The sequence below is a fragment of the Cellulomonas flavigena DSM 20109 genome (assembly GCF_000092865.1).
GTDB lineage: Bacteria > Actinomycetota > Actinomycetes > Actinomycetales > Cellulomonadaceae > Cellulomonas > Cellulomonas flavigena.
The window spans coordinates 494,566-509,955 of record NC_014151.1; the positions used below are offsets into that span (position 1 = coordinate 494,566).

Genomic DNA, 15,390 nt, shown 5'->3' on the forward strand with positions numbered 1-15,390 from the left:
GGACGACACGCGCCCGGGTGCGGGCCCGGGAGGTCGGTGCGACGGTGGGGTGATGAGCGACTCCACCACGGCCTACGACCCCGCCGACGACCCCGACGCCGACCCCGCGAACCTCAACCCCCGCACGGGCGCCGCGGCGGCCGGAGGCGCCGACGACGACGCCGACACCGACGCCGAACCGGCCAACCTCAACCCCCGGGAGGACGCGTGAGCGAGACCCTGCCCGACAGCTTCGACGAGAAGCAGCCCGACGTCCCCTCCCTCGGCGTCGACCCGGACCCGCTGCCCGACGACCACGAGGGCGACGCTCCCGAGGGGGCGGACGGCACGGGCTCGCCGGACGTGCCGCGGACCTCCTGACCGGCCACCGGTCGACCACCGGGACGTCGTGCCGCGCAGCCCGCTGACCTGCGACGTCGTCAGCCCGCTGACCTGCGACCTCTCCTGGGCGCGGGCGTGGAGCGGCGTCCCGTTCCGGTGGCGGGCGCACGGTCGCCGGGTCACGATGGGCACGCGTCGATCCGGGGCGCTCCACTGCTCAGGAGGAACGATGACCACCCAGCTGCCGTCCGCGGCTCCCCTCACGGCGGGGCCGCAGTCGCCCATGCCGCTGCCCACGCCGCGCGGCCCGGTGAGCGACACGCTGCTGCGGGTGCTCGCCGGCACCACCGAGCCCGCCGCGCTGCACGAGGAGGTCGCGGGCGTGCTGGCCGCGCCCACCGGCTCGTGGCTGGAGCACGACGACGTCCAGCTCACGCTGACGTGCATGTACGAGCTGCACTACCGCGGGCTCGACGGCGTCGACGACGACTGGGAGTGGCAGCCGGACGTCCTCGCGGCCCGGGCCGAGCTCGAGCGCGCCGTCGAGGCGGAGCTGCGCGAGCGCGTGCGCGTCGACGTTCCCGTCGACACGTCCGCGGGGGCCGTCGCGCAGACGCTGTTCGCGCTCGCCGCCGCCGACGACGGTCCGAGCATGTCCCGCTGGATCGCGCGCCGCGCGCAGCGCCGGCACCTCGAGGAGCTCCTCGTGCACCGGTCGCTGTACCAGCTGAAGGAGGCGGACCCGCACACGTGGTCCGTGCCGCGCCTCGGCGGCGCGCCGAAGGTCGCGCTCATGGAGATCCAGTCGGACGAGTACGGCGCGGGGGACCCCGAGCGGCAGCACGCGGCCCTGTTCGCGCAGGCCATGCGCGGCCTCGGGCTCGACGACACGTACGGCCGCTACGTCGACCACGTGCCGGCGATCACGCTCGCGCACCCCAACGTCATGTCGATGCTCGGCCTGCACCGCCGGCTGCGCGGGGCGATCGTCGGGCACCTCGCGGCGTTCGAGATGACGTCGTCGATCCCCAACCGCCTGTACGGCAACGGCATGCGCCGCGTGGGGCTGGGCGAGGACGTCACGGAGTACTTCGACGAGCACGTCGAGGCCGACGCGGTGCACGAGCAGATCGCCGGGCGTGACATGGCCGGCAGGCTCGTCGAGCAGGACCCGAGGCTCGGTGGTGACGTGATGTGGGGCGCGGCGGTGTGCCTCGCGCTCGACGGGTGGTGGGCGCAGCACGTGCTGGAGCGCTGGGAGGCCGGCGAGCCGTCGCTGCGGGAGCCGCTGCGGTGACGGCACCCGACGGCCCGTCGGCGCCCACGTCGCGTCCCGCGCGCGTGCGGATCACCCCGTGCCAGGACGGCCCGCTCCTGGTGCGCGGCCCCGTCGAGCTCGTCGGCGCGGACGGCGAGGCGATCGTGCCGCGCCGCCGGACGGTCGCGCTGTGCCGCTGCGGCGGCACGGGCACCCCGCCGTGGTGCGACGGCACGCACAAGGTCAACGGCTTCCGCACCCAGGACTGACGCCCGCCCGGCACCCCTCCCCGCCGGGCCGAGCCCGGTGGCGGGCGAGCCCGGCGGGGGCCGCGTGATGTCAGTCGCGCGGCAGGACCGTGAGGACGCGCTCGACGTGGGCGCGGAACTCCTCCATGAACCCGCGCAGGAACGACTTGGTGTCCTCGTCGGTGACCTCGCCGTCTTCCGTGTACACCTCGGGCTTGAACCAGATGTACGCCTCCGGCGCGGTCATCTGCCGGGCGTTGCAGAACGTCAGCACGCCGCGCAGGCTCTGCTGCGCGACGGCCGTGCCGATCTGCCCGATCGACGCGCCGATCACGGCGGCCGGCATGTGGTCGAACGAGTTCTGGCCCCACGGGCGCGAGGCCCAGTCGATCGCGTTCTTCAGCGCCCCGGGGATGGACCGGTTGTACTCGGGCGTGATGAACAGGACGGCGTCGGCGCCGGCGAGCGCGTCCTTCAGTGCCCGTGCCTCGGGCGGGTAGTCCTCGTCGAAGTCGGGGCTGTACAGCGGCAGGTCGCCGATGGGGATCTCGGTGAACTCCAGGTCGTCGGGCGCGAGGCGGATCAGCGCCTTGCTGAGCGTGCGGTTGATCGACGTGGACGACAGGCTGCCGACGAAGTACGCGACCTGGTACGTGCTCATGGGGACCTCCGTCGGTGAGTGGGTCGGGTGCTGCGGGCCTGGCTCTCCGCGGACCCGTCGTCCACGATCCCGCCGAGCCGCCGCGCGCGCCACCGGTGCGGCGCCGGGCCCCGGCCCGGTGTCAGCGGCGGCGCAGTCGCACATCAGCAGCGCGGGCGGGGTGTCGAACTTCTCGCCGGGGGCAGGTCCGTCCCGGGCGGCCCGGTGCGCGCGGCGCGCCGCGGCACGGGCTCGCGCGGAGCGGCCCGAGGACCGCAGGTAGTGTCGATTTATGGCACAGGTTCTCCACGTCTCCGTCCACGGATCCGACGACGCCGTCGGTACGCAGGACGCCCCGCTGCGCACCATCGACCGCGCAGCCCGGCTCGCGCGCCCCGGTGACACGGTCACCGTGCACGCCGGCACGTACCGCGAGTGGGTCCGCCCGCGCCGCAGCGGCCGCGGCGAGAACCGCCGCATCACCTACCAGGCGGCGCCCGGCGAGCACGTGCGCATCACGGGCTCCGAGCAGGTGACCGGCTGGGAGTCCCTGGGTGGCGGCGTGTGGCGCGTCGAGGTGCCGAACGCCCTGTTCGGTGAGTTCAACCCCTTCGCCGTCGAGGTCGACGGCGACTGGATCGTGCGCCCGGGGCGCGACGAGCCGAAGAAGCACCTGGGTGCGGTGTACCTCGACGGGCGTCGCCTGCACGAGGTCGCGACGGCCGACGAGGTCCCGGACGCCCCGCGCCGCGAGGAGATCGTCGACGACTGGACCGGCACCGTCGTGCCCGTCCCGGACCCCGACCGGACGCCGCGCGTGTGGCACGCCGAGGTCGGCGCCGACGTCACGACGATCACCGCGAGCTTCGGCGACGCCGACCCGAACGCGGCGCTCACCGAGATCAACGTGCGCCCGACCGTGTTCTGGCCGCAGGACCACCACGTCGACTTCATCACCGTCCGCGGCTTCGAACTGTGCCAGGCGGCCACGCAGTGGGCGCCCCCGACCGCGAACCAGCCCGGCCTCATCGGGCCCAACTGGGCGCGCGGCTGGGTCATCGAGCACAACGACATCCACGACGCCACGTGCTCGGCGGTCTCGCTGGGCAAGGAGGCGTCGACGGGCGACAACTACGCCACCGACCGCGGCGACAAGCCCGGGTACCAGTACCAGCTGGAGTCGGTGTTCTCGGCGCGGCAGATCGGCTGGGACCGCGAGCACATCGGCTCGCACGTGGTGCGGGACAACCACATCCACCACTGCGGCCAGAACGCGGTCGTCGGGCACCTGGGTTGCGTGTTCTCGCGCATCGAGCGCAACCACATCCACGACATCGCCAACGACCGCGCGTTCTACGGCCACGAGATCGCGGGCATCAAGCTGCACGCGCCCATCGACGTCGTCATCGCCGACAACCGCATCCACGACTGCTCGCTCGGCATCTGGCTGGACTGGCAGACGCAGGGCACGCGCATCACGCGCAACGTGCTGTGGGCCAACAGCCGCGACCTGTTCATCGAGGTCAGCCACGGCCCGTACGTCGTCGACCACAACGTGCTGACGTCGCCGGTGTCCGTGGAGAACCACTCGCAGGGCGGCGCGTACGTGCGCAACCTGCTGTGCGGGACGGTCAACCTCAAGCAGATGCTCGACCGCGCGACGCCCTACCACCGCGCGCACTCCACCGACGTGGCGGGGTACGCGATCATCCTCACCGGTGACGACCGGTGGATCGGCAACGTGTTCGCCGGCGGTGACCTCGACAAGGCGTACCACCCGGACTCGTGGGGCCGGATCGGGTCGCAGACGGGCACCGCGGCGTACGACGGGTTCCCGACGAGCCTCGAGCAGTACCTCACGGAGATGGGGGACCGCTGGGACGGCGACCACAACCGCTTCGGCAGCCGCGTGCAGCCGTACTGCTCGCGCGGCAACGTCTTCGCCGGCGGGGCGCGCCCGGCGGACGTCGAGGTCGACCCCCTGGTGCTCGACGGCACGCCGCGCGTCGAGGTCGTCACGCAGGGCGACGAGGTGTGGCTCGAGGTCGACGTGCCCGGCGCCGACGCGGCCGTACTGGACGCGCTCACGGGGGCGGACCTGCCCCCCGTGCGACTGGTGGGCCTGGAGTTCGAGGACGTCGACGGCAGCCCCACGGCGTTCGACACGGACGTCGCCGGCGAGCAGCTCGACGGCCCGCACCCCGCGGGCCCGCTCGCGGGCGGCCTGAAGAGCGCGCGCCTGCGTCTGCTGTAGGTCGCACCGCCCGCGAGATCGAGGTTCCGTGGCATCCGCGTCCCGGATACCTCGATCTCGTGGGGGTCAGGCGCGGGCGCGTCCCACGCCCGGCACGAACCGGCCGACGCGGGCCGCGTAGGCGGCGTAGGCCTCGCCGTGGGCGCGGCGCAGGTACGGCTCCTCGACGACGCGGACCTGCAGCTGGACCGCGACGACGAGGCAGGCGAGCGCGGCGAGCGTGACGACCGTCGGCGCGAGCAGCACCACACCGACGAGGGCCGTGGCCATCGCGGTGAAGACCGGGTTGCGCACGAGCGCGAAGGTACCGGTCGTCACGAGGTCGGTGCGTTCGTCCGCGTCGACGCCGATGCGCCACGACGCGCCCATGCCGGCCTGCGCGGCGAGCGTCGCGAGGAACCCCACGACGGCCACGGCGAGCCCGAGCCACGCGACGGAGCCCGGTAGCGCCGCGGGTGCCGGGCCGACGCCCACGGCGGCGAGCGCGGGCCCCGCGGCGCCGAGGACGATCGCCGCCGCGAAGAGCGCGCCACCCCACCACTCGGCGGACCCGGGGGCACCGGACAGGCCGCGCCACCCGGTGCTGCCCGTGCGGCGGCGGTGCAGCCAGGTGCGGATGCCGAACGCGGCGACGACGCCGACGAGGTAGAGGACCAGGCCGGTCGCGGCGGCGGTCGTCGGGGTCATCGGGGGGTCTCCTCGGTGGCGTCGTGCGGCGTGGCCGACGTGGGGGTCGTGCCCGCGCCCGTCGTCGGGCACAGCGTCACCGCGTCACCCGTGAGGACGAGGACGCGCTCGGCGGCGGCCAGGACGTCCAGGAGCGCCGCGGGGTGGGTGAGGCGGAACAGCGAGGAGCGCCCCTCGGAGCGTGACTCGACGAGTCCGCAGTCGCGCAGGCACGCGAGGTGCTTGGACACGGTCGACTGTGCGAGCCCCAGGTGCGCGGTGAGGTCCACCACGCGGTGCTCGCCGAGGGCGAGGTGCTGCAGGATCGTGAGCCGCGAGGGGTCGCCGAACGCCCGGAACAGGCACGCGGCGGCGCTCAGCCCCTGACCGGCGGCATCGCCGCCGTTCTCTGTCATCGTCATAGGGCGATGCTAGACGGGTGCTGCACCCCGACGGAAGGGGTGGGCAGGGTTCGTCGCGCTCAGCGGAACCCACCCTCTGCGCACCCGTTCCGCCGCGGCGCCGGCGCGAGGTGCGTGCGGTCGTCGCCTAGCCTGGGCGGGCGCCGCACGCCGTCGATCCGCGCGCACGCCCGTCGACGAGCCGGTGACGTGCGCGGCCCGCCCTCGCCGCGCTCCTCCCGCCCCCGAACGGACCACCCGCATGCCCGACGCCCCCCGCCCGCCCCTGCCCTCCGGCAGCGGCGCCGACGACGCGCCGGACGACGTCGCCCCGGCGCCCCGCTCGACCGCCGCCGGCACGCCCGCCGCCGACGGCGCCACTCACGCCACCCCTGCCCCCGGCCCGCCCGAGGCCGACACGTCGCACTCCGTCCTCGCCGCCCTGCGCTCGCCGCGGCGCCTGCGGACCGAGCTGCTCGCCGGGCTCGTCGTGGCGCTCGCGCTCATCCCCGAGGCGATCGCGTTCTCCGTCATCGCGGGCGTCGACCCGCGCGTGGGCCTGTTCGCGTCGTTCACGATGGCCGTGAGCATCGCGTTCCTCGGCGGACGGCCCGCGATGATCTCCGCGGCGACCGGTGCCGTCGCGCTGGTCGTGGCCCCGGTTGCCCCGCGCCACGGGCTCGACTTCCTCCTGGCGACGATCGTGCTGGCCGGTGTGCTCCAGGTGCTGCTCGGGCTGCTGGGCGTCGCACGGCTGATGCGGTTCGTGCCGCGCTCGGTGATGGTCGGGTTCGTCAACGCGCTGGCGATGCTCGTGTTCATGTCGCAGGTGCCGCACCTGACGGGCGTGCCGTTCCTCGTCTACCCGCTGGTCGCCGCCGGCGTCGTCGTGATCGTGCTGCTGCCACGCTGGACGACGGTCGTGCCGGCGCCCCTCGTCGCGGTCGTCCTGCTCACCGCCGCCACCGTCCTGGGCGCGCTGCAGGTCCCGACGGTCGGCGACGAGGGCGAGCTGCCGGAGTCCCTGCCGGTGCTCCACGTGCCCGACGTGCCGTTCACGCTCGAGACCCTGCGGATCATCGCGCCGTACGCGCTCGCGGTCGCGCTCGTCGGCCTCCTGGAGTCGCTGCTGACCGCCAAGCTCGTCGACGACGTCACCGACACGCACTCGGACAAGACGCGCGAGGCGTGGGGCCAGGGCGGCGCCAACATCGTCACCGGCATGCTCGGCGGCATGGGCGGCTGCGCCGTCATCGGCCAGACGATGATGAACGTCAAGATCTCCGGCGCCCGCACGCGCATCTCGACGTTCCTTGCCGGGGTCTTCCTGCTCGTCCTCGTCGTGGGGCTCGGCGACGTCGTCGCGGTCGTGCCGATGGCCGCGCTGGTCGCGGTGATGATCATGGTGTCCGTCGGTGCGTTCGACTGGCACTCGGTCCACCCGCGCACGCTGCGCCGCATGCCCCGCTCGGAGACGGCCGTGATGCTCACGACCGTGCTCGTCACGGTCGTGTCGCACAACCTCGCGTTCGGCGTCGGTGCGGGCGTGCTGCTGGCGACCCTGCTGTTCGTGCGGCGCGTCGCGCACGTCACCACGGTCACACGGCTCGACGGCGACGACGACGGGCCGCGCGTGTACGCCGTCGAGGGTGCGCTGTTCTTCGCGTCGTCCAACGACCTCGTCTACCGGTTCGACTACGCCGGGGACCCGCAGGACGTCGTCATCGACCTGTCGAAGGCGCACGTGTGGGACGCGTCGGCCGTCGCCACGCTCGACGCGATCCGCCACAAGTACGCGTCGAAGGGCAAGACCGTGACGATCGTGGGCACGGACCCGGTCAGCGCGGAGCGCATGGTGCGGATGGCGGGGGAGCCGGGCGGCGGGCACTGAGGCCCGTCGGCCTCACGCGTCCAGCGCTCCCCGCACCACCGACACCCCGGAGTGCGCCGGCTCGCCGTCCAGCGGCTCGTCGCTGACGTCCACGACGGGGAACTCCGCCAGGTCGACGCCCGCCGGGACCGCGAACTCGCCGCTGGTCCCGTCGAGCATGCCCAGGCTCACCAGCCCGGACACGTCCGGCTTGAGCAGCCACACCTCCAGCAGCCCGTCGGCCGCGGGGGCGCCGTCGAGGTCGACGACGAGCGTGCGCGAGCCGTCCGCGGCGGTGCGCACCTGCGCGGTCCCGGTCTCGGCCCATCCCGGCAGCGGCTCGAGGACGGCACTGGCCAGCACGGTCGTCACCGCGGGGCGGTTCTGCCACCAGGCCGTGGCGCCGGCGCCGCCGACGACGAGCCCGGTGGCCGCCGCGACGGCGAGCCACGCGGAGCGCGGGCGGCGGCGCGACGCCAGCGGTGTCACGGTCGCGAGGTCGGGGCCGGCGGCGGCGGGCTCCCCGCGCTCGGCGACGCGGACGTCACCGCGGGCGGCCGCGTGCGCGCGCTCGCCCAGGTCCAGCTCGGCGGCGACCCGCTGCCACACCGCGGGCGGCGGTGCGACGAGCGTCGACGGGCCGGACTCGCGGGCCAGGTCGGCGACGCCGCGCAGGGCGTCGACCTCACCGGTGCAGCGGGTGCAGCCCGCGACGTGCGCCAGCTCGTCACCGGACGCGGCGTGCTCACCGAGCGCGAGGAGGGCGAGCGTGTCGTCGTCCACGTGCAGGTCATCGGACAGCACCATCCACCTCCCATCGGGTCCGCAGGCGCGCCAGGCTACGCCGCACGTGACTCTTGACCGTCCCGAGCGGCAGTCCCATTCTCGCGGCGATCTGGTCGTGCGTGAGGTCGTCGTAGAACGCGAGCCGCAGGATCGTGCGCTGCGGGTCGCCCAGGTCGTCCAGGGCGTCCGCGACCACGACACGGTCCACGACCCGTTGGTCGAGCGTCGTCACCGGCACCCGGTCCGGGTCCGACGCGACCTGCGGCTGCTCGCGCAGCCGGCGGTCGCGCGAGCGCCGCTCGTGGGCGTCCGCCACCGCGTGCCGCGTGATCCCCAGCAGCCACGCGGGCAGTCGCGCGCGGGTGGGGTCGAAGCGGGTGCGTCCCCGCCACGCCTCGACGAACACCTGCTGCGTCACGTCCTCGGCCTCCGAGGCGTTGCCCAGCGAGCGCAGCGCCACCGTGTGCACGAGCGACGACCAGCGGCGGTACGCCTCGCCGATCGCTGCCTCGTCGCCCGCCACGAACGCGCGCCCGAGCTCGTCGACGTCGTCGGTCACCGACGCGCTCACCCGCGCTCCCTCCGTCACCGCCTCCGTACCTCGCGCACCGCGTGCGCTCGACGCCGCTCATCATGCACCTGCGGCGTCCACGACGGGGTCGGCAGTCACCGCGACGTTGTCCGCATAGTGCCCCACTTCGCGGTCGAACGCCCCTCCACAGGTGACGAGCACGATCCGGGGGGCACCCGTCCGGTCGAACCACTGGGCGACGGGGGCGTCGGTCTTGGGCACCTGGGTGACCTCCCGCACGACGTACGCGTGCACGGTCCCGTCAGCGGTGGTGACCTCGACACGGGCGCCGACGGCCACGTCGCGCAGCCGGGAGAACGGGCCGATCCCCGTGGTCCAGGAGTCGACGTGGGCGGCGACGACGGTCGCGCCCTCGGGGGTCGCGGGTGCCGGGCCGTAGCGGTACCAGCCGGCGCGGTCGGCGTCCTCGGGGATCTCCATCGTGCCGTCGTCCTCGACGCCCACGGCGTCGACGGGCATGTCGATCCCGAGGTCGGGCACTGCGACCCGCACGGGCGCGGGGGCCGGTGCGGGCAGGGCGTCGAGCCCCGCGTCGACGACGGGCACGTCGGGGACCGCGGGGCCGGGGGGCGGTGGGGTCGGGGTGGTCGACGCGACGGGTGTCGGCGAGGGGGCGGGCGCCGCCGCCTCGGGTGACGTGCCGCACGACGCCGCCGTCGTCACCGCGAGCAGCGCCACCAGCGCCGCCCTCAGGGTCCGTGTCGTCACGTGGTGCTCCTTGGTCCGGGGAGGGGTCCGCCGCGCGCCGGGGGCAGCGCGCGGCGGCCGGCGGTGGACGTGCCCGGCGTCCGACGGGGGGAGCGTCGGTCGCCGGGCACGTCGCACCTCACGTCGCTGGGAAGGTCAGCGACGAGCCGTGGCGCGCTGCGCGACCTGGCGGCCGGCGACGGCCGCACCGGTCAGGCCGGCGGCGACGAGCATGGTCAGCGCGACGGGCAGCGCGGTCGAACGGTCGGCCAGGCCGACCTGGCCGGCCTGGACGCCCGCGGGGTCGGAGTGCAGGCCGGAGACCGTCTGCGACGCGATCGCGAGGTTGCCGGCCTCGGCGGAGCCCCACGCGTAGACGACCGTCAGGGCGCCCTCGGTGACCGGGACGTCCGCCGGGCCGAGCAGGGCCGGCTCGGTGGTGCCCGTGGCGACGACCGAGGCGGAGACCGTGCCGGCGGGCAGGTCGAGGGTCTGCTCGTTCGGGTTGGTGAGGTTCTTCACGACGGCCTGGCCGCCCGCGAGGACGTCCACGCCGGGTGCCGCGGCGACGTGGCGGACCGTGAGGCGGCCCTGGCCGGCGGCGGTCGGCTTGGTGTCGTTGGTGAAGAGCGTGGCGGTCGGGTCGCCGGACGCGTCGAGGTGCGCGACGGCCGTGTAGTTGCCGCCCGCGGCGAGCGTGAGGTCGACCGGGCCGATGGCCGGCGAGGACGCGTCGGCGGCGTCGGCCGCCGTGATGGCCACGGAGTACGTGCCGGCGGGCAGGTCGAGCGGGCCGGCGAGGGTGCCGGGCGTGAAGTCGTCGAGCGTGCGCTCGCCGTTCACCCAGACGTCGACCGTGAGGTCCGGGACGCCGTGCAGCACCGAGAGCTTCGCGGAGCTGCCCGTGGCCGCGGAGGCCGGGAGCGCCGCGATCGAGGCGACGAGACCGAGGGCCAGAGCACCGGCAGCCGTACCGGTGAGGAGTCGTGCGCGCATCGTGGGGTCCTTCCGTGGGGCCCGCGTGGCGGGCGAGGACGTGCTGACACCCCTACTTCCCTCGCGGGTGCGGATCTGGATGCACCTTGGTTGAACTTTCTTCGAAAAAGTTCCTCCGAGGTCGTCGCGGGCGCGTCGGCGGGCACCGCCGGGCGCTCTTCCGGCCGCAGGAAGATCGCCCGAACTTCTCGCGCCGAGCGCTCGCCGCCGGCCCGTCGCGGGGCGACGGTGGGAGGGCGGCACCGCGCCGGTGCCGCACGGCCCGCCCCGGACTCGTGGGGCGCCGCGCGGAAGGAACGGTCATGACGATGCTCGAGATCCCGGCCACGGCGGCCGGTGCCGCGGCACCCACCGCCCACGCGGAGCTGCGCGCCTGGGTCGCCGTCACCGCCGCCCTGACGCAGCCCGACGCCGTGGTCTGGTGCGACGGCTCGCAGGAGGAGTACGCGCGGCTGTGCGAGCTGCTCGTCACCCGGGGCACCTTCGTCCGCCTCGACGCGCAGCGCCGCCCCCGCAGCTTCCTCGCACGCTCGGACCCCGACGACGTCGCGCGCGTCGAGAGCCGCACGTTCATCTGCTCGCAGCGCGAGGACGACGCCGGCCCCACCAACAACTGGCGCGACCCCCACGAGATGCGCACCGAGCTGCGCGAGGTCTTCGCGGGGTCGATGCGCGGGCGCACCATGTACGTCGTCCCGTTCGCGATGGGCCCCGTCGGCTCGCCGCTCGCGGAGTACGGCGTCGAGCTCACCGACTCGCCGTACGTCGTCGTGAGCATGCACCTCATGACGCGGGTCGGGACGGCCGTCCTCGAGCAGCTCGGCACCGACGGCGCGTTCGTGCCCGCGCTGCACAGCGTCGGTGCGCCGCTGGCACCCGGCCAGGACGACGTCCCGTGGCCCTGCAACCCCACCAAGTACGTCGTGCACTTCCCCGAGACCCGCGAGATCTGGTCGTACGGGTCCGGCTACGGCGGCAACGCGCTGCTCGGCAAGAAGTGCTTCGCGCTGCGCATCGCGTCCGTCATGGGCCGCGACGGCGGGTGGCTCGCCGAGCACATGCTGCTGCTGCGCCTCACGTCGCCCGAGGGGCGCGCGTTCCACGTCGCCGCGGCGTTCCCGTCCGCCTGCGGCAAGACGAACCTCGCGATGCTCACGCCCGCGCTGCCGGGCTGGACCGCCGAGACCATCGGCGACGACATCGCGTGGATGCGCCCGGGCCTCGACGGCCGGCTGCGTGCCATCAACCCCGAGGCCGGGTTCTTCGGCGTCGCGCCGGGCACCGGCGTGAGGACCAACCCCACGGCCGTCGCGATGGTCGCGAGCGACACCGTCTTCACCAACGTCGCGCTCACCGACGACGGCGACGTGTGGTGGGAGGGCCTGACAGCCGAGCCGCCCGCGCACCTGGTCGACTGGCAGGGCCGCGACTGGACGCCCGACGCGGGCCGCCCCGCCGCGCACCCCAACTCCCGGTTCACCGTCCGCGCCGACCGCTGCCCGACCATCGCCCCCGACTGGGACGACCCGCAGGGCGTGCCGGTCGACGCGATCCTGTTCGGCGGGCGGCGTCCGTCGGTGGTGCCGCTGGTCGTGCAGGCACGCGACTGGGCCCACGGCGTGCTCATGGGTGCCACGGTCTCCTCCGAGCAGACCGCCGCCGCCGAGGGCACCGTCGGCGAGCTGCGCCGCGACCCGTTCGCGATGCTCCCGTTCTGCGGCTACCACGTGGCCGACCACTGGGCGCACTGGCTGCGCGTCGGTGAGCGGCTCGGGGCCGGCGCGCCGGCGGTGTTCAGCGTCAACTGGTTCCGCACGGACGCCGACGGGCGCTGGCTGTGGCCGGGGTTCGGCGACAACGTGCGGGTGCTCGCGTGGGTACTGGGCCGGGTCGCCGGCACGGCCGAGGCCGTCGACACGCCCGTGGGCCTCGTGCCCGCTCCGGGCGCGCTCGACGTCGGCGGCACCGATGTCACCGACCAGGACCTCGCCGCGCTGCTCCGTGTCGACCCCGACGCCTGGCGCGCCGAGACCGACCGCACCGCCGCGTGGCTCGCGAGCCTCGGCGACCGCGTCCCGGCCCAGGTCACGGCCGCCCTCGCCGACGTCCGCCACCGCCTCACGCCCTGACCCCCCACCCGCGAGCCGTCGATCCCGCCCCGGTGGGGAGGGCTGGATCGACGGCTCGGCAGGAGGGGGGTGCCCCGGCTGCCTCGCGCGGCGTCGATCAGCGCCCGTGGTGGGATTGCGCAAGGTTGGCATTGCGTAAACATGCGCCCTGACCTGCGGATATGGGCAGCCTCGCCTTCCTTGGCGCCGGCGGCGGAGCGGGTCTACCGTCGAGGGGTACGCGCACGCCGCCCGCATCCCGGAGGTCCCCGTGAGCACCCTTGCAGAGCTTCCCGCCGTGGCCGAGTGCTCGGTCGCCGGCTGCTCCTACAACGACCACTCGTCATGCCACGCTGCCGCTGTCACCATCGGTGGCACCGGCGATGCACAGTGCGCCACCTTCATCCCGCTGAGCGTCAAGGGCGGGCTCGACCGCGTCGTGTCGCACGTCGGCGCCTGCCAGCGGCAGGACTGCACGCACAACTCGCACCTCGAGTGCGGCGCACCCTCGGTGCGCATCGGCGCCGGGCGCGACCTCGCGGACTGCCTGACGTACACGGCGCGCCCCGCCTGACGTCCGCCGGTGCCCGCGCGGGCGGCAGCCGACCCGTCGTCGAGCGCTCGACGCGCGGACGCGCCGTGACTGGATCGCTCTCCCGCGTACGGCAGGTGTGACCGGGTCGTCCTCCACGCGGGAGGACGATCCGGTGCGGACTCCTCAGGACCCGGTGAGGTCCAGCAGGGAGCGGACGAGCGCCGCGCCCCGCGGCACGAGCTCGCGCTCGCCCGCCAGGAGGCCGGGCGTCACCGAGCGCAGGCCGGCGGCGTCGTCGATCGCGGCGCGGGGCGACACCTGGCTCGCGTGCAGGAAGGCGGCGAGCAGCGCGCGGGCGGCCTGCGAGTAGTCGCCGCCCGCGTCGACCGCGACCTCCGCGACGAGCAGCGCGGTCACGGCGACGTCGAGCTCTGCGTGCCCGGCGCGGGCGTTGGCCCAGTCCACGAGCGTGGGGCCGTGCTCGGTGAGGACGACGTTGCCCGGGTGCAGGTCGAGGTGCACGACGACGGGGCCGCCCGCGAGCGCCGGCCAGTCGCGGGCGGTCGCGGAGCCCCAGCCCTCGGGGGCCGGGACGTCGTGCAGCAGGTGGTGCAGGTCGGCGAGCACCTGCGCGGCGTCGGCCAGGGTGATCTCCGCAGCGCCGAGCGCCTGCAGGAGCGTGGGCCCGTGCAGCCGGTTCATGACGATGTCGGAGCCGTGGGCGTCGAGCACGTCCGGTGCCGGGAAGTCGTGCGCGCGGACATGGCGCAGCAGCTCGACCTCGGGCGACGCGTCGCGGCCCTCGCGGTACCGACGCAGCACGCGCTCGTCGTCGAGCGCGTAGACGTCGGCCCAGGTCCCCGAGGTCAGGAGGTGACCCGGGACGTCGGCGGCCGGAGCCGAGCCGTGCGGAGCCACGTCACCCGGATGCATGACAACGACGTTAACGCCGTTCGTACGGTTCTGTCGCGGTGGGCCCACCCGGCGCGGGCTGCCGCACGCACCTCAGGCGGTGCGTCCCGGTCCCGTCAGCGGCTCGTCGGGGCGGTGCTCGTCCGCGACGTGGCGACCGCGGGCCGGGCTCTCGGCCGCACCGTAGGGCCACAGGTCGGCGGCCAGGACCCCGGGCGGCAGCGCGGCGCCGAGCCTGCCCGACCCGCCCGACGAGGGGGCGTCGGTCCCCGCCGCGTCCGCGGGCTCCGCGGGACGCGGGATGCCCTCCCACGGCTCGGGCCGCGCCAGGTGGCCGAGGCGCTGCACGGCCTCGGCGTGCGTCTCCGGGAGCGGTTCCACCCAGACGCGGACCGGCCGGCGGACCGTCACCGCGACATCCCGGTCCGCGCACCGGCGCTCGATGTCGGCACGCAGCTCGGCCACATGGTCCTCGATCGCGTCGTCGGTGCGCGTCAGGACGACGAAGACCCCGCCGCCCAGCGTCGCCATCGGGTGCCCCGAGCCGAACGCCTCCCGCAGCGCGGCGCCGACAGCCGCGGACCGTGCCGCGCGCACGAGGCCCGTGACGTGCCCCGCGGCCACGTCGACGACCGTGAGACCGTGCAGCATCGCCGGGTCCAGGTCCTCCTGCTCGGCGTCGAGGTACGCCTCGGCCAGCCGCACGGTGAGGTACTGCTGCGTCGGCAGGCCCGTCTCGGCATCGATGCACGCGCCCGAGACCACGAGGTCCGCCTGCGCGTCCGACCAGCCCTCGTTGAGGGCCCGGACGGCGTCGAGCGGGGGCATCGCACGGCCCGTCGAGCGGTAGAGGCAGACGAGGTCGTCGAGCGCCTCGCCGATGCCGACGCCGTGCTCGCCGCGCGCGCGGCCCAGGTCGAAGGCTGCGCCCGACGGGTCGGCGTCCGCGAGCACCGCGACGGCGAGCGCGTCCACGGCGGGGTGGTACCAGTCGGAGGGACGCCGCCACACGGACGCCACGCTCTCCGAGCGCCAGCGCTCCCGCAGGCCCTGGGGGAGGGCGTGCCCGTCCTTGTCGATGTTGGTCGTCACACCAGGAGAGAGGGGTGACCGCGC

17 protein-coding genes are annotated in these 15,390 nt (G+C 74.9%); 8 read left to right on the forward strand and 9 right to left on the reverse strand.

Annotated elements, in window-relative coordinates:
• Window positions 1–52: 52 nt before the first annotated feature.
• The 4 genes from CFLA_RS20280 to CFLA_RS02340 all read left to right on the forward strand — a co-directional run bounded on the left by CFLA_RS20280 (window position 53) and on the right by CFLA_RS02340 (window position 1,848).
• On the forward strand, window positions 53–211 hold the full coding sequence (locus CFLA_RS20280) for a hypothetical protein (protein WP_013115712.1): 159 nt from the start codon (window positions 53–55) through the stop codon (window positions 209–211).
• A complete protein-coding gene (locus tag CFLA_RS02330) occupies window positions 208–360 on the forward strand; it encodes a hypothetical protein (RefSeq protein WP_013115713.1) in 153 nt (50 codons plus the stop codon). Before CFLA_RS20280 ends, CFLA_RS02330 begins: the two co-directional genes overlap by 4 nt.
• A 190-nt stretch (window positions 361–550) precedes the next feature.
• On the forward strand, window positions 551–1,618 hold the full coding sequence (locus tag CFLA_RS02335; protein ID WP_013115714.1) for an iron-containing redox enzyme family protein: 1,068 nt from the start codon (window positions 551–553) through the stop codon (window positions 1,616–1,618).
• Complete coding sequence (locus CFLA_RS02340) at window positions 1,615–1,848, forward strand: CDGSH iron-sulfur domain-containing protein (RefSeq protein WP_013115715.1); 234 nt, start codon at window positions 1,615–1,617, stop codon at window positions 1,846–1,848. The genes CFLA_RS02335 and CFLA_RS02340 overlap by 4 nt, the downstream gene beginning before the upstream one ends.
• A gap of 70 nt (window positions 1,849–1,918) precedes the next feature.
• Here CFLA_RS02340 and CFLA_RS02345 read toward each other — a convergent pair whose 3' ends face one another.
• Window positions 1,919–2,488, reverse strand: coding sequence for an NADPH-dependent FMN reductase (locus CFLA_RS02345; RefSeq protein ID WP_013115716.1), 570 nt, complete (start codon window positions 2,486–2,488; stop codon window positions 1,919–1,921).
• A gap of 271 nt (window positions 2,489–2,759) precedes the next feature.
• On the opposite strand from CFLA_RS02345, the gene CFLA_RS02350 reads away from it, so the two are divergent.
• Complete coding sequence (locus CFLA_RS02350) at window positions 2,760–4,721, forward strand: right-handed parallel beta-helix repeat-containing protein (RefSeq protein ID WP_013115717.1); 1,962 nt, start codon at window positions 2,760–2,762, stop codon at window positions 4,719–4,721.
• Between the two features lie 66 nt (window positions 4,722–4,787).
• Here CFLA_RS02350 and CFLA_RS02355 read toward each other — a convergent pair whose 3' ends face one another.
• On the reverse strand, window positions 4,788–5,408 hold the full coding sequence (locus tag CFLA_RS02355) for a methyltransferase family protein (RefSeq protein ID WP_013115718.1): 621 nt from the start codon (window positions 5,406–5,408) through the stop codon (window positions 4,788–4,790).
• Window positions 5,405–5,809: an ArsR/SmtB family transcription factor gene (locus CFLA_RS02360; protein WP_013115719.1), complete on the reverse strand. Its 405-nt coding sequence runs from the start codon at window positions 5,807–5,809 to the stop codon at window positions 5,405–5,407. The genes CFLA_RS02355 and CFLA_RS02360 overlap by 4 nt, the downstream gene beginning before the upstream one ends.
• A gap of 241 nt (window positions 5,810–6,050) precedes the next feature.
• Here CFLA_RS02360 and CFLA_RS02365 point away from each other — a divergent pair, with 241 nt between their 5' ends.
• Window positions 6,051–7,679, forward strand: coding sequence for a SulP family inorganic anion transporter (locus CFLA_RS02365; RefSeq protein WP_013115720.1), 1,629 nt, complete (start codon window positions 6,051–6,053; stop codon window positions 7,677–7,679).
• 12 nt (window positions 7,680–7,691) lie between these two features.
• On the opposite strand, the gene CFLA_RS02370 is transcribed toward CFLA_RS02365, so the two are convergent.
• From CFLA_RS02370 to CFLA_RS02385, 4 genes are all read right to left on the reverse strand, one after another.
• Window positions 7,692–8,465, reverse strand: coding sequence for an anti-sigma factor (locus CFLA_RS02370; protein ID WP_043598718.1), 774 nt, complete (start codon window positions 8,463–8,465; stop codon window positions 7,692–7,694).
• Window positions 8,449–9,015: an RNA polymerase sigma factor gene (locus CFLA_RS02375; protein WP_013115722.1), complete on the reverse strand. Its 567-nt coding sequence runs from the start codon at window positions 9,013–9,015 to the stop codon at window positions 8,449–8,451. The genes CFLA_RS02370 and CFLA_RS02375 overlap by 17 nt, the downstream gene beginning before the upstream one ends.
• A gap of 60 nt (window positions 9,016–9,075) precedes the next feature.
• Window positions 9,076–9,744 (reverse strand): class F sortase, encoded by a 669-nt coding sequence (locus tag CFLA_RS02380; RefSeq protein WP_013115723.1) that lies wholly within the window; start codon window positions 9,742–9,744, stop codon window positions 9,076–9,078.
• A 135-nt stretch (window positions 9,745–9,879) separates the two neighbouring features.
• Window positions 9,880–10,719: a DUF4397 domain-containing protein gene (locus tag CFLA_RS02385; protein WP_013115724.1), complete on the reverse strand. Its 840-nt coding sequence runs from the start codon at window positions 10,717–10,719 to the stop codon at window positions 9,880–9,882.
• Window positions 10,720–11,021: 302 nt separating this feature from the next.
• Here CFLA_RS02385 and CFLA_RS02390 point away from each other — a divergent pair, with 302 nt between their 5' ends.
• Window positions 11,022–12,848, forward strand: a complete 1,827-nt coding sequence (locus CFLA_RS02390; protein WP_013115725.1) for a phosphoenolpyruvate carboxykinase (GTP) — start codon at window positions 11,022–11,024, stop codon at window positions 12,846–12,848.
• 250 nt (window positions 12,849–13,098) lie between these two features.
• Window positions 13,099–13,401: a DUF1540 domain-containing protein gene (locus tag CFLA_RS02395; RefSeq protein ID WP_013115726.1), complete on the forward strand. Its 303-nt coding sequence runs from the start codon at window positions 13,099–13,101 to the stop codon at window positions 13,399–13,401.
• A 144-nt stretch (window positions 13,402–13,545) separates the two neighbouring features.
• On the opposite strand, the gene CFLA_RS02400 is transcribed toward CFLA_RS02395, so the two are convergent.
• Both CFLA_RS02400 and CFLA_RS02405 read right to left on the reverse strand, forming a co-directional pair.
• Window positions 13,546–14,295 (reverse strand): phosphotransferase, encoded by a 750-nt coding sequence (locus CFLA_RS02400; protein ID WP_013115727.1) that lies wholly within the window; start codon window positions 14,293–14,295, stop codon window positions 13,546–13,548.
• Window positions 14,296–14,367: 72 nt separating this feature from the next.
• A complete protein-coding gene (locus tag CFLA_RS02405; RefSeq protein ID WP_013115728.1) occupies window positions 14,368–15,366 on the reverse strand; it encodes a hypothetical protein in 999 nt (332 codons plus the stop codon).
• Between the last annotated feature and the right edge of the window lie 24 nt (window positions 15,367–15,390).

Excerpts from the sequence above, each read along its gene's own strand:
- CFLA_RS20280 (WP_013115712.1), top strand. The coding sequence starts at position 53 with ATGAGCGACTCCACCACGGCCTACGACCCCGCCGACGACCCCGACGCC.
- CFLA_RS02335 (WP_013115714.1), top strand. The coding sequence starts at position 551 with ATGACCACCCAGCTGCCGTCCGCGGCTCCCCTCACGGCGGGGCCGCAG.
- CFLA_RS02345 (WP_013115716.1), bottom strand. The coding sequence starts at position 2,488 with ATGAGCACGTACCAGGTCGCGTACTTCGTCGGCAGCCTGTCGTCCACG.
- CFLA_RS02350 (WP_013115717.1), top strand. The coding sequence starts at position 2,760 with ATGGCACAGGTTCTCCACGTCTCCGTCCACGGATCCGACGACGCCGTC.
- CFLA_RS02355 (WP_013115718.1), bottom strand. The coding sequence starts at position 5,408 with ATGACCCCGACGACCGCCGCCGCGACCGGCCTGGTCCTCTACCTCGTC.
- CFLA_RS02360 (WP_013115719.1), bottom strand. The coding sequence starts at position 5,809 with ATGACGATGACAGAGAACGGCGGCGATGCCGCCGGTCAGGGGCTGAGC.
- CFLA_RS02365 (WP_013115720.1), top strand. The coding sequence starts at position 6,051 with ATGCCCGACGCCCCCCGCCCGCCCCTGCCCTCCGGCAGCGGCGCCGAC.
- CFLA_RS02370 (WP_043598718.1), bottom strand. The coding sequence starts at position 8,465 with ATGGTGCTGTCCGATGACCTGCACGTGGACGACGACACGCTCGCCCTC.
- CFLA_RS02385 (WP_013115724.1), bottom strand. The coding sequence starts at position 10,719 with ATGCGCGCACGACTCCTCACCGGTACGGCTGCCGGTGCTCTGGCCCTC.
- CFLA_RS02390 (WP_013115725.1), top strand. The coding sequence starts at position 11,022 with ATGACGATGCTCGAGATCCCGGCCACGGCGGCCGGTGCCGCGGCACCC.
- CFLA_RS02400 (WP_013115727.1), bottom strand. The coding sequence starts at position 14,295 with ATGCATCCGGGTGACGTGGCTCCGCACGGCTCGGCTCCGGCCGCCGAC.